This window comes from Phaeovulum sp. W22_SRMD_FR3, assembly GCF_052113705.1.
Lineage (GTDB): Bacteria > Pseudomonadota > Alphaproteobacteria > Rhodobacterales > Rhodobacteraceae > JBGQOG01.
The window spans coordinates 51,282-64,098 of sequence record NZ_JBGQOG010000003.1; the positions used below are offsets into that span (position 1 = coordinate 51,282).

12 protein-coding genes are annotated in these 12,817 nt (G+C 64.2%); all 12 read right to left on the reverse strand.

Annotation, left to right across the window (positions count from 1 at the left end; all coding sequences use genetic code 11):
* The 12 genes from ACEN2S_RS04710 to ACEN2S_RS04765 all read right to left on the reverse strand — a co-directional run bounded on the left by ACEN2S_RS04710 (position 1) and on the right by ACEN2S_RS04765 (position 12,796).
* On the reverse strand, positions 1 to 1,179 hold the full coding sequence (locus ACEN2S_RS04710) for a sialidase family protein (protein WP_441863054.1): 1,179 nt from the start codon (positions 1,177 to 1,179) through the stop codon (positions 1 to 3).
* 81 nt (positions 1,180 to 1,260) lie between these two features.
* Positions 1,261 to 1,983: a FadR/GntR family transcriptional regulator gene (locus ACEN2S_RS04715; RefSeq protein ID WP_441863057.1), complete on the reverse strand. Its 723-nt coding sequence runs from the start codon at positions 1,981 to 1,983 to the stop codon at positions 1,261 to 1,263.
* 21 nt (positions 1,984 to 2,004) lie between these two features.
* A complete protein-coding gene (locus ACEN2S_RS04720) occupies positions 2,005 to 3,057 on the reverse strand; it encodes a four-carbon acid sugar kinase family protein (protein ID WP_441863060.1) in 1,053 nt (350 codons plus the stop codon).
* 63 nt (positions 3,058 to 3,120) lie between these two features.
* Positions 3,121 to 4,047: an NAD(P)-dependent oxidoreductase gene (locus ACEN2S_RS04725; RefSeq protein ID WP_441863063.1), complete on the reverse strand. Its 927-nt coding sequence runs from the start codon at positions 4,045 to 4,047 to the stop codon at positions 3,121 to 3,123.
* Positions 4,047 to 4,949: a 5-dehydro-4-deoxyglucarate dehydratase gene (locus ACEN2S_RS04730; protein ID WP_441863798.1), complete on the reverse strand. Its 903-nt coding sequence runs from the start codon at positions 4,947 to 4,949 to the stop codon at positions 4,047 to 4,049. The genes ACEN2S_RS04725 and ACEN2S_RS04730 overlap by 1 nt, the downstream gene beginning before the upstream one ends.
* A 27-nt stretch (positions 4,950 to 4,976) precedes the next feature.
* Positions 4,977 to 5,678 carry an SDR family NAD(P)-dependent oxidoreductase gene (locus ACEN2S_RS04735; protein WP_441863065.1) on the reverse strand — a complete coding sequence of 234 codons (702 nt, stop codon included), beginning with the start codon at positions 5,676 to 5,678 and terminating at the stop codon, positions 4,977 to 4,979.
* A 96-nt stretch (positions 5,679 to 5,774) separates the two neighbouring features.
* The gene (locus ACEN2S_RS04740) at positions 5,775 to 6,806 is read right to left on the reverse strand and encodes a DUF475 domain-containing protein (protein ID WP_441863068.1); all 1,032 of its coding nucleotides are present in this window, start codon (positions 6,804 to 6,806) and stop codon (positions 5,775 to 5,777) included.
* Between the two features lies 1 nt (position 6,807).
* Entirely contained in the window at positions 6,808 to 7,776 is a 969-nt protein-coding gene (locus ACEN2S_RS04745) for a 2-hydroxyacid dehydrogenase (RefSeq protein WP_441863071.1), read from the reverse strand.
* Positions 7,773 to 9,398, reverse strand: a complete 1,626-nt coding sequence (locus ACEN2S_RS04750) for an ABC transporter ATP-binding protein (RefSeq protein WP_441863074.1) — start codon at positions 9,396 to 9,398, stop codon at positions 7,773 to 7,775. Before ACEN2S_RS04750 ends, ACEN2S_RS04745 begins: the two co-directional genes overlap by 4 nt.
* Positions 9,391 to 10,314 (reverse strand): ABC transporter permease, encoded by a 924-nt coding sequence (locus ACEN2S_RS04755; RefSeq protein ID WP_441863076.1) that lies wholly within the window; start codon positions 10,312 to 10,314, stop codon positions 9,391 to 9,393. The genes ACEN2S_RS04750 and ACEN2S_RS04755 overlap by 8 nt, the downstream gene beginning before the upstream one ends.
* A 7-nt stretch (positions 10,315 to 10,321) precedes the next feature.
* Positions 10,322 to 11,236, reverse strand: coding sequence for an ABC transporter permease (locus tag ACEN2S_RS04760; protein ID WP_441863078.1), 915 nt, complete (start codon positions 11,234 to 11,236; stop codon positions 10,322 to 10,324).
* A 60-nt stretch (positions 11,237 to 11,296) separates the two neighbouring features.
* Positions 11,297 to 12,796: an ABC transporter substrate-binding protein gene (locus tag ACEN2S_RS04765; RefSeq protein WP_441863080.1), complete on the reverse strand. Its 1,500-nt coding sequence runs from the start codon at positions 12,794 to 12,796 to the stop codon at positions 11,297 to 11,299.
* Between the last annotated feature and the right edge of the window lie 21 nt (positions 12,797 to 12,817).

A 12,817-nucleotide genomic window follows, 5' to 3' on the forward strand; every position in this document is an offset into this window, starting at 1 on the left:
TTACAACTTTTGCAACCGCGCCCGCCAGCCCGGTGCCAGCTTCACATGCTTGATCGCGCGGCGGTGAAACGTATAGGCCAGATGCAACGTGCCGTCCCGGGCCTCCAGCAGCCAAGGATAGGACAGCTCTTCATTCATCCCATCGAGTGAATTGTTGCTCAGGCAGCGGCCGCTTCCCGCCTCGATGAGATAGCGTTCGGGAAAACTCTCGCCCCCGTCTTGCGAAAGGCACAAAGCCACAGGTGCCCGCTCCACCCCCCAGATCGGCACGCAACCACCGGTCGGATCGGCATCCGGACGCGCATCCTCTTCCCCCAGTTCATCATAAAGCGATGCCCGGCGCGCAGCAGACATGGCCGCATTGACCGGATTGCAGATGAGGGCCACCGTGCCATCCCGCAACCGCGTGGCCGCCACCGAGGAATTGTTGTTCGGCACATCGGTCGCTCGCGGCACAGACCAACTCACACCGCCATCATGGGAAACCGAGCGGTGGACCTGATCGGCCTGACGTCGCCGGTAAAAGGCCGCCATCGCGTCATCAAGTGCAACCGGACACATGTGGACGGAGCCGACAGAATTCTCTACCTCATTGTAATCCCAAGTCTCCCCACAATCTTCACTCAGCGCGAAGGCGGCGACATCATGGCTGCCCGTCCACTTCTGACCCGGCCGTGAGACGCAGCGGAACAGCGGCAGCAGCCAGCGACCATCGGCCAAAACCTGCAGTGGAGCCCGCACAAAGCACCCGCGCGGAAGGTCCAGATAGCGGCCCTTCTCAGCCACAAGTTGCGCGCCATCGCGCTGCACTTCAGCCATCCGGATCCGGCACTCATCCTGATTTCCCGCAGGCTGCGCGGTGTGAAACAGCCAGATCGTACCTGTCGGCGTGGTGAAGATCACCGGGTTTTGCTCAGAATGCGCGGGGTCGTGGCTCAGCGTGCAGACAGGCCCCCATTCTGATGCACCCTGCGGCAACACACAGGCCCGAATGGCAATGTCCGACTTCCCCTCGAGCGAGCCCCCGAACCAGGCGCAGAGCACCGCGCCATCCGGCATTTCGGCGAGAAAGGCGGCGTGGTTCTGCACGGCAGGTGAGGGCAGAAACGCCTCTTGCCGCCCCGCGGCCACGTCCTGCAAACGCCCGGTCATCGCCGCCGCAATGTCATCAACTGTCATGGAATCCTCCCCATCCCTGAACAGGATTGGGCCCGGAAAACCGACAATCGTCAAGTTATTTGATATGTTGTAATAAACTTGTTATTTTCGCATACGCAGATCAATTAGCCCGCCGCCGAACAAACGGTCGCGCGAATGCTCGAGATGGCCGCACATCAGCGCGGCCGCATCGGCCCCTCGCCCTTCGGCAATTGCCAGACGGATCGCCGTATGCTCGGCCAGAACTTCCTGCAGCCCGGTCGCACCATCATTCATCAACGACTGCCCGTGCAGCTTCATCCCCACATTGATATGGTCACGCAAGGCACGCATCGTGGCTTCGAAATACTGGTTGTTCGAGGCCTTGGCGATCGCCATATGGAAAGCAAAATCAGCATCTTCGCGGTGCTGTAGCGACCCCGTGGCATCGCGCAGCAGATCCAGCGCCCGGTCAATTTCGGCAAGGGCGGCGGCGTTGTGCCGGTCGGCGGCAAGATTGGCCGCCTCGGACTCCAGGGTGAGCCTGAACTCATAACAGCGTTGAATATCGGCCAGCGTTTCCACACGCGCATAGCCAACCGGCGCATTGACCGCGATCCGGACATAGCTGCCGGCCCCCTGCCGGGAATAGATCAAACCCTCTTCGCGCAACCGATCCATCGCGGCCCGCAGCACCGGGCGCGAGACGCCGAATTCGGTCGAAAGGGAATTCTCGGGTGGCAGCTTCTGGTTCGCCGGATACTCGCCATTGGAAATGCGTGTGAACAGAAGGTGGTAGACCTTATCCGCCAGGGTGGTCCGCGGCTTAGCCTTTTCATCCTTCATCGCATGCTCCTGCCGCCGTTGTCAGGAACTTGTTACGCCGATCCCGGCATATTTGTCAAATTCCTGCAGCAACTTTTTCAGAAGATCCGGCCCGCCGAAACCACCGGACTTCGCCAGAACCGTCAGCCCCGCCTGCGCCCCGCCCTCAGGGCAGCGGGCCACCGGAACGCCGGGCATGACCTCGCCCACCAAATCCAGCGCATCTACCCCCAGGTGCCGCAAGATCACCAGCGCGGTCTCTCCGCCGCAGGCCAACAGGCTTTGCGGTGCAAGACGATAAAATTCCCGTGCGATTCCAGCGGCAAAGCGCTGGCCGATCTCTGCGGAAGTTCCGCCCCCCGCGCCGGGGACCACCTGAACCAGATGCCGGGCGGCCGATATCAGCGGGGGTACTTCCCCATCTGGTGCAGCGACCACCGGCAGTTCCGCGGCCGCAATCTGCGCCAAGGTCAGCGGATCGCGTGAGCCGATGGCCATCAGCACCGGCAGCGGAAGGTCATACTCCGGCGCCCGTCCCTCCGGCGCCATGCGCCGCGCCAGAGCGGCGCTCAGACCCGCTGCACCAACATACAAATTTTCCGCAAGGTCTGCGTTCAGCACAGCATCCAACGACTCGTCGCTGGAAGTATCCGGAATTATGGCGTCACACCCCAAGCGCGGCGCGATGGGGATCGGAGCACTGACCCCTGCCCCCAGCAGATATCCCCCCTTCACAATGCGCCCTTGCGCCGGAATTGCGGGCGCCGCCAGTATTGGTCGCGGAAATGCGGCGCGCAGGGAGGCAAGCTCGGCCGCAATATGCCCCTTCAGCCGACTGTCGATCTTTTTGAACAGAATGCCTGAGTATCCGGACATTAAATCAACAACTTGCGACACATCCCGCGCCGCCGTCGCAGCGGGCACTTCGCGGGTACCAGTGGGATAGGCGAGCACGTCAATCCGCCGATCTGCGAAAGCGTCGGCGAATTCCGCCAGACTCAGCGCGACGCGCGTTGTCAGCCCCCGCACCGCAAACGCGCAAGCGCTGTCCAACGCACCGGTCAGATCGTCCGCAATGATTACCACCTGCGCCATGGCCACCCCCCTCGCCTTACAACCTTGTCAATTTATCTCAGGTTGGCCTGGCATTGAAAGACCTCAATCGACCAGATCCATCGGATCAAGCGCGCGTCCTTCGGCATGCGCCCGGATGTTTCCCGCCCAATGCCGGATGATCCGGGCGAAATTCTCGCGCGTGCGGCCCCCCGAATGCGCCGAGAACACCGTGTTGGGCGCCGCTCGCAACGGCGCATCCTGCGGCAAGGGTTCGGCGGCAAAGGCATCCAGCCCCGCCGCAGCGATATGACCGCTGTGCAGCGCCGCCGCGAGGGCGGTTTCATCGACCAGCTCACCACGTGCGGTGTTGATCAAAACCGTTCCGCGCCGCATCGCGGCGATGCGCGCGGTGTTGATCATCTGCCGCGTGTCCGCCGTTGCCGGCGCATGCAGGCTGACGACATCGACCTGCGCCAACATCTCTTCCAGCGGCAGGCCAGAGGAGCGGCTGCTGTGCAGCACCACACAGTCAAAACCCGCCAGCCGCGCCTCAACCGCCCGCGCAATCGCCCCATAGCCGACCAGCCCCACCCGCGCCTCTGACAGGTCACGGCCGATGTCATAGAGATCGGGCTCGGCCCAGTCTCCGGCGCGAATGCGGGCATCGCCCACGCAGATCCGCCGCAGGCAGGCAAGCATCAACCCCACCGTGAGATCCGCCACCGATGGCGCGTTGCGCCCGGGGCTGCGCGCCACCACAATGCCGCGCGCCCGGGCGGCGGCCACCGGGATACCGTCAACCCCGGTGCCCCATTGATGGATCATCCGCAAACCCGGCGCCGCCTCCAGCAATTCGGCGGGCATCTTGACCGCACGCACCACCGCATATTCGGCCTGTTGCAGCGCAGCCGCCCGGTCCTCCAGCCGGTCCGAGGCGCTGAAGACCAGATCCAGATCCGCCCCGGCCAGCGCCCGCAATTGCGGCTGAACCTCCGGCGCAAAATGCTCCAGCATCGCGACCCGGACCATCAGCTGCGCCCCCGCATCAGATCCTGCATCATCTCCAGCTCTTCCCCCGTCAGATCGGTCAACGGACTGCGCACCGGCCCGGCCTCAAAGCCGCGCAGGCGGACACCCGCCTTCACTGCCGACACGGCATAGCCGGTTTTGCGGTCCCGGATCTCAGCGAAAGGGTAGTAGAAATCGCGCAACAATTGCTCGCAGGTGGCATCATCGCCCGCCAGAAAGGCGCGGTGGAAGGTCAGCGCAGTGGCGGGCACAAAGTTGAAGACCGCCGAGGAATAGGTGGGCATGCCCGCGCCGCGATAGGCCTGCGCGAACAGCTCATGCGTCGGCATCCCGCCAATATAGCTCAGCCGGTCCCCCAGCATCAGCGTCACCCGGCGCACGGTGTCGATATCGCCGGTGCCATCCTTGAAGCCGATCAGATTGGGGCAGTCTTCGGCCAACCGCGCCAGCATCTGCGCCGAGACCCGCGACTGGCCGCGGTTGTACACGATCACCGCCATCTGGGTCGCGCGGCACACCGTCCGGATATGCGCCTCGATCCCATCGGGGGCGGCGCCGATCAGATAATGCGGCAACAAAAGGATGCCGTCGCCCCCCGCCGCCTCGATCCCCTGCGCCATCTCGCAGGCCATGCGCGTGCCATAGCCGCAGCCCGAAATGATCGGCTGGCCCGGTTGCGCCGCCTTGGCGGTGCGCACCACCTCAATCACCTCGGCCTGGGTGAGCGAGAACAACTCGCCCGTGCCCCCGGCCACGATCAGCCCCGCCACCGGATGCGCCGACAACCATTCCAGATGGGCGGCGAAAGCACGGGGCGCAAAATCGCCATCCGCCCCGAAAGGTGTCACCGGGAAGGACAGAAGGCCATGTCGGATCCGGGCCTGCAGATCAAGATTATCCAGCATATCAAGCTCCTGAGGGTTATGCGGTCAGAGCGAAGCGCCGCCGCAGATGAGAATTTCCTGTCCGGTGATCGCGCCCGCCGGAGGGGAGAGAAGAAAGCCGACGAGGGCGGCGACCTCTGCCGGATCAATCATCCGGCCAAGCGGCGGCAGACGCGGGGCCTCGCGCGCCCGCGCCGGATCGCGCAGCATGGGGGTATCGGTCGCCCCCGGTGCCACGATGTTCACCGTAATCCCGCGCGGTGCCAGTTCCGCCGCGACCGAGCGCACCAGCCCCGAGAGCGCCGCCTTGCTGGCCGCATACAGCGCCCGCCCCGGTGCCCCGCGCGCCACCCGGCTGCCGATGACCACGATCCGCCCGCCCTCCGGCAACCCCGGAGCCAGCGCCGAGATCAGCCGGGCCGAGACTTCGACATGCAGCCGCCACATCTGTGCGCCCGCGTCAAAGTCAAAATGCGCGAGCGGGCCAACGCGCAGCAGCCCCGCCGCATGCACCACGGCGCCCAAGCGCCAGCCCGCCTGCTCCGCCATCTGCGGCACCGCCGCCAGCGTGTCGGCACTTGCCTTTGGGTCCATCAGATCCACCGCAACATGCCGGTAAAGTGGCCCCATGTCCGGCGGTGCGCGCCGGGAAAGCCCGATCACCGGACGCCCCGTGGCCAGCAGCGCCTGCGCCACGGCATAGCCAATCCCTGAACTGCTGCCGGTGACCAGAACGGCGGTTTCCATGGCCGGATCCTTTCCCGTGGTTTCACCCCGCGCGAGGGGCGGACGTGCCTCTCCGATCCGGGCCAAGGGCCCGGCACACCTGGCCGTGATGTCAGATCACCCTTCGTCGTGCGGATGCCGCCGGTGGTGCAGCGAGGACAGCAGCGACAGGGCGATAAACCCGGCCCCCAAAAGCCCGGTGATCACCTCGGAGACATGCATGAGGGTTTGCGCGAACATGATGAAAGACAGGATCAGGATCGACCAGAAAGCGCCATGTTCGAGATAGCGGAACTCCGCCAGCGTCTTGCGCTCGACCAGCATCAGCGTCATCGAGCGGACATACATGGCGCCAATGCCGAGACCGATGGCGATCAGGAACAGGTTCTGCGTCAGCGCAAAAGCTCCGATCACCCCATCAAAGCTGAACGAGGCATCCAGCACTTCGAGGTAGAGAAACGCCCCGAGGCCGCCGCGCGCCACATCGCCGGACATCTGCGCCCGGTCCAGCACATGCCCCAGAATATCGACGCCGAGGAACGTCAGCAGCCCCCAGATCGCGGCGAATAGAAAGCGGCCGCGTTCTGCGTCGGGCAGTTGCGTGCAAAACACCATCATCATCGCCAGAACCAGCGCCACTTCCATACCGCGCACCGAACCACAGCGCCGCATCTGCCGCTCGATCGCGGCGATCCAGTCCACCTCCTTGGCCTCGTCGATGAACCAGGACAGCGCCACCATCATCAGGAATGCACCGCCGAAAGCCGCAATCGACAGATGCGCATCCTGCATGATCTGCGCGTAACGGGCGGGCTCGGCCACCGCCAGATGGATCGCCTCCCAAGGCCCGATCCGCGCCGCGATCACCACAACGGCGAGGGGGAACAGCACCCGCATCCCGAAGACCGCGATCAGAATGCCCCAGGTCAGAAAGCGCCGCTGCCAGACCGGGCTCATCTTCTCAAGCTTTGAAGCGTTGACGATGGCATTGTCGAAAGACAGGCTGATCTCCAGCACCGCGAGGATCGCACCGATCATCAGCATGCCCAGGCCCCCGCTCAGGCTACCCGTGGCACTCCATCCCAGCCAGAAGGCCGCGCAGAGGCCGAGGAAGGTGACGGCATAGGCCCAGCCGAAATACCGCAGCATCTCAGGCCCCCTGCCGCGCCGGGCTGGGCAGGGTGACCGGGGTCAGCAGGGGCGCCCCGGCGTAAAAGGCCGCCAGATTGTCGACCACCAGCTGCGCCATCGCATCGCGGGTTTCGACCGTGCCCGAGGCATGGTGCGGATAATGCGTGGTGTTGGGCAGGGCCGTCAGCCGCGGATCGGGGTCGGGTTCCGAGGCATAGACATCCAGCGCCGCATGGCCGAGCGCGCCGGAGTTCAGCGCCGCGATCAGCGCCTCTTCGTCCACCACCGACCCGCGCGAGACATTGACCAAAAGACCCTCCGGCCCCAGCGCCGCCATGACTTTCGCGTCAATCAGATGCCGGGTGCCCGCCCCGCCAGCAACAATGACGATCAGCGTGTCACTCTCGGCCGCGAGCGTCAGCAGATCGGGCTGATAAGGCCAGGGCACATCGCGCGGGCGGCGGTTGAAGTAGCTGACCTTCATCCCCATCGCCCCGGCGCGGTGGCCGATGGCCTGCCCGATGGTGCCCATGCCGACAATGCCCAGCCGCTTGCCGCTGATGGTGCGCTGCAAGGGGAACATGCCCTTGCGTGCCCAATCGCCGCTGCGGACATAGGCATCGCCCGGCACCAGCCCCCGCCGCGCGGCCAGCGTCAGCAAGATCGCCAGATCCGCCACATCATCGCTGAGCGCCACCGATGTATTGGTCAGCGCCACCCCATGATCGGCCATCGCCGCCAGATCAAAGCTCTCATAGCCTGCCGAGGAGCAGGCCACGAGTTTCAGCGCGGGCATCGCCTCGACCATTTCGCGCGTCAGATGCGCATGGCCATTGGTCACGATGGTGGCGCATTTCGGGCCGTGTTCGGCCAGAAAGGCGGCCTTGTCCCCGGCCAGATCATAGCGGTGCAGCGTGTAGAGCGCCTCCAGCTGCGCCATCGCTTTGGGGCGCTGCGGATAGAGCATCATCACATCGGGTTTGGTCATAGCATCATCTCCTCGGCCTGCCGCGTGGCGCGGCGGCGTGCTTGCACCTCTGGATCGGGGTCCAGCGAGGCGGCCAGCAAATTACGGGTATAGTCTTCGCGCGGGGCCTCAAAGATCTGACGAACCGGGCCCTGCTCCACGATCCGCCCCCCCTGCATCACGATCACCCGGTCGGCAAAATCACGCACCACCGGCAAATCATGCGCGATAAAGATATAACTCAGCCCGAACTGGCCCTTCAACCGGTCCAGAAGCTCGATCACCTGCGCCTGCACCTGCACATCCAGCGCCGAGACCGCCTCGTCACAGACGATCACCCGGGGTTCGAGCGCCAAGGCCCGCGCAATCGCGATGCGCTGCCGCTGGCCACCGCTGAACTGATGCGGATAGCGGTGCATGTGCTCAGGCCGCAGCCCCACCTGTTCCAGCAGTTCCGCCACCCGCGCCCGCCAGCGGTTGCGGGGCAGGATGTCGGGATGTATCGCCCAAGCCTCGGAAATCAGGCTGTACACTGTCATTCGCGGGTTCAGGCTTTGTGTCGGGTCCTGAAACACCATCTGAATGTCGCGCCGCATCTTGAACAATTCCTGCGGCGGCAGGGTCAAGAGATCGCGGCCCTGATAGAGCGCGCGGCCGCCGCTGGCCTCTTCCAGGCGCAAGAGAAGCCGTGCCGTGGTGGATTTGCCGGATCCGGATTCGCCCACGATCGCCAGCGTTTCCCCGGCGCAGAGATCAAAGCTGACGCCTTTCAGCGCCTGAAACGCGCCGTAGCTCTTGCTGATATTCTCCATCCGCAGGATCGGATCGGTCAGCACCGGCACCTCGTGCATTTTGCCCCGCCCCGGCGCGGCACCGATCAGCCGTTGCGTGTAGGGATGCGTCGGATGGGCATAGACCTCGGCCGCCGTTCCCTGTTCGACAATCTCACCGGCATTCATCACGACCACACGGTGCGCAATCTCGGCCACCACCCCCAGATCATGGGTGATGATCAGCAAGGCCATTCCCGTCTCGCGCTGCAATTGCTCCAGAAGGGCCAGGATCTGCGCCTGCACGGTGACATCGAGCGCCGTGGTCGGCTCATCGGCGATCAGCACATCGGGCCGCAGCGCCAGCGCCATGGCGATCATCAGCCGTTGCCGCTGCCCGCCCGAGAACTGATGCGGATATTTCTGCGCCGCCGCCGCCACATCCTGAATGCCGACCTTTTCCAGCAAGGACAGCGTTTCACGTTGGGCATCGGCGCGCGTGGCGCCATGCACCACCAGCGCCTCCTCAATCTGCCAGCCGACGGTGTAGACCGGGTTCAGATGACTCAGCGGATCCTGAAAGATCATCGCAATCCGCTTGCCATTGATGGCGCGCCGCTCAGAGGCGCTCATCTTCAGCAGATCGCGCCCCTCGAACAGGATCGCGCCATTGGTGATTTCGCCCGGCGGGCAATCGATCAGATCCATCACCGCCGAGGCCGAAACCGACTTCCCCGACCCGGATTCGCCCAGGATCGCCAGCACCTCGCCGCGGTTGATCGACCAGCTGACATGGCGCACCGCCTGCACCGGCCCGCGCGCGGTGTGAAAGGTGACCGACAGGTCGCGGACTTCGAGCAAGGGCTCAGACATGTTTCTTGCCTCCCATTTCCAGACGCCAGCGCTGGGTCGGGTCCAATGCCACCCGCAGCCAGTTCGACAAGAGATTGAGCGAGAGCGTGGTCAGAATGATTGCCAGACCCGGCCAGAAGCTCAGCCACCAAGCGTTGGTCAGATAGGGCCGCCCCTGGCTCACCATCAGGCCCCAGGTGATTTCGGGCGGCTGGATGCCGATCCCGAGGAACGAGAGCGAGCTTTCCGCCAGCATGACAAAACTGAAATCCAGCGTCGCAATGGTCAGGATGGTGGGCAGGATCATCGGCATGATGTGGCGCGCAATGATCCGGCCACTGCTGGCCCCCATCACCTGCGCGGCCTGCACGAACATCCGCTCGCGCATTTCCAGCACTTCGGCGCGGGTGGTGCGCAGATAGACAGGGATCCGGGTGATCGCCAGCACCAAGATCAGGTTGGTGACCGACGGCTCCAGCATATAAAGCACGATGACGGCGAGCAGGAGCGAGGGAAAGGACATGATCACATCCGCCAGCCGCGGGATCGCCTCGCCCAGACGGCCGCGGGAATAGCCCGCGATCAGGCCCAGCGTGGTGCCGATCAGCGCCGAGGCCAGCACCGCCCCCGCCGCCACCGCCAGCGTATTGCTGGCCGCCACGATCAGACGGGCCAGCAAGGGCCGGCCCAGCTGATCGCCGCCGAGGATCATCATCAGCCCCTGCGACCAATCAAACGGCGGCGCATTGCGGCCGCGCAGGTTTTGCTTGGTGGCCACCGCATCCAGAAGATGCGGGCCGACGAGCGCGCAGACCACCACCACGATCAGAAAGAGAGCCGCGAAAAAGGCGGGCTTGTCCGCCCAGAGCAGCTTCAGGCTTTGCTTGAAAAAGCCGGGCTCGGGGGCGTCCTTGGGAAGGGTGTGAGTTTCGGTCATGGTCATTTCAATACCGGATACGGGGATCGAGCGCCGCATAGGCGAGGTCGATCAGGATGTTCATCAGGAAGATCGCGAAAGCGGTGACCATGATCGCGGCCAGCACCACGGTGAAATCCCGCTGCAGGATGCTGTCGATCATCAGCTTGCCCACGCCGGGAAAACCAAAGATCGTCTCGACCACCACGGCGCCGTTCAGCATGCCCGCCGCCTGATCGCCGATGACGGTGATCACCGGCAGCATCGCATTGCGCAACGCATGCACAAAGATCATCGCGCGCGGCGCGACGCCCTTGGCGCGGGCGGTTTTCACATAGGCCGAGCCGAGCGCGTTGATCATCGAGCCGCGCACCACCTGCAGGATCAGTCCGAAGGGGCGGATCGAGAGCACCGCCACCGGCAGCACCCAATGCAGGGCCGTGCCGGTGCCTGAGGTGGGCACCAGCCCAAAGCCCAGCGAAAACACCACGATGGCGACGATGGCAATCCAGAAATCCGGTGCCGCCGCCCCGATCAGCGAGCAGAAGGTGGCGATGCGGTCAAACACCCCGCCCACGCGAAACGCCGCGAGCGAGCCAAGCACGATGGCGCCGACGGTGACGATCAGCATGGTGATCGCCGCCAATTGCAGCGTCCAGCCAAAGGCCTGCACCACGACACCCAGCGCCGGTTGCGCGCGCCGGATTGAATCGCCGAAATCAAGCCGGAGCAGGTCCAGCACATAGCGCCCGAACTGGGTGATCAGCGGATCGTTCAGCCCATGCAGCGCGCGGAAATTGTCCCGGGCCTCCTGGCTGGCATCAATCGGCAGGTACAGATCCGTCGGATCCCCGGTCAGGCGCGACAGGAAGAAGACGGCAACGATCAGCAAGAGCAGCGAGATCGCGCTCGACACCGCCCGTTTCGCAAGAAAATGTTTCATGGCTGGCCCGTATCTGAAGGGGGCAGCGGGGGGCACGCGCACCGCGCCCCCCGCATCAGATTACTTGAACTTGATCTGCGCGAGTTGCAGCTCAGAGTTCGTCGCGATGGTGGGCGTGAAGTCCAGCCGCTCGGACACGCGGCTGAAACCGACCATGTGGAACAAGAACACATCCGCCGAGAGGTCATGCGCCCGCTGGAAGACCTTGCGCCAGGCCTCGGCACGCCCGTCACCCGCCGTCTCGGTGGCGACCGCGATATCCTTGTTCAGCTCTTCATCGCAGATGCCCGATTGCAGACCGTCACAGGCATATTTGAAATACATCGAGAAAACCGGATCGCCGCGGTTGTTGTCATGCATCGCCGCAACCATGGCGGGCTGTTCACCGGCCGCGAAGGGTTTGGAATAGTATTTCACCCATTCCGCGACTTCCTTCATCTCCAGCTTCACATTCAGCCCGGTTTCCGAGAACATCTGCTGCAGGGCTTCCATCACCTCGGTCACATTCGGGTAGTTGCCCAGACGCCCGATCAGCAGGATCTCCTGATCCACCGGCACGCCATCGGCCTTGGCCTCGGCCACCAGCTTTTTCGCGGCCTCGACGTCAAAGGGCGGCACGCCCAGATCGACATCGGCACCCAGTGCGGTGGGCGGCGTCATATGGGTGGCGATGCTCGCATCCGCCGGGATCAGCGTCCCGAGGAAGGCCGCGCGGTCCACCGCCATGTTCAGCGCCTGCCGGATACGGATGTCATTCAGCGGCGCAATGCTGCTGTCGATCCGCAGATAGGTGGTTTCCGAATTCGGATAGGAGAAGTCGGTTTTCGGATTGCTGGCGTCATTCTGGCTGATCAGCGGCACGATATCCGCCTCGCCCGCCGCCACCATCGCAGCCCGCACCGCATCATCCGAGCGGAACACATAGGTGGCTTGCGTCACCGCCGGCTGTTCGCCCCAATAGCCATCGCGGCGCTTGAGAATGATGTTCTGTCCCGCATTCCATTCCGCCAGCACATAGGGGCCGGTGCCCACCGGATTGCGGGTGAATTCCATCGGGGTTTCCGACGGCACCATCGTCATCGTCGAGAACAACAAGGGCAGGATCGGCTGCGCCGGATCCGAGGTGATCTCAACCGTGGTGTCATCCACCACATTGGTGGTCAGCTTCATGCCGCCAAAGAATTTCGCCCCGATCTCGCAGCTCAGCTGGTCCGAGGTGGTCCGCTCGATCGAATGCACGACGTCGGCGGCATCAAAGGCGGTCCCATCCGAGAAGGTCACGCCCGGGCGCAGGTGAAAACGCCAGGTGCCGTTGCCCATATCCTCCCAGCTTTCCGCCAGACGCGGCATCAGCTTGCCGTCCTCGGTGTTCAGCTCGGTCAGGGTTTCCGAGACGTTTTGCAGCAACACGCGGCCGATATTGGACTGCGAGGTCATGCAGGGCTCGACCGTCTCCAGCTCTTCATTCAGCGCGATGATGATGTCCGTATCCGCGGCGAAAGCGGGAACCGACAGGGTAAGCAAAGCCGCCCCGCAAAGCAGGCCCGTCCGATAATTCATTGTATTTCCTCCCTAAACACA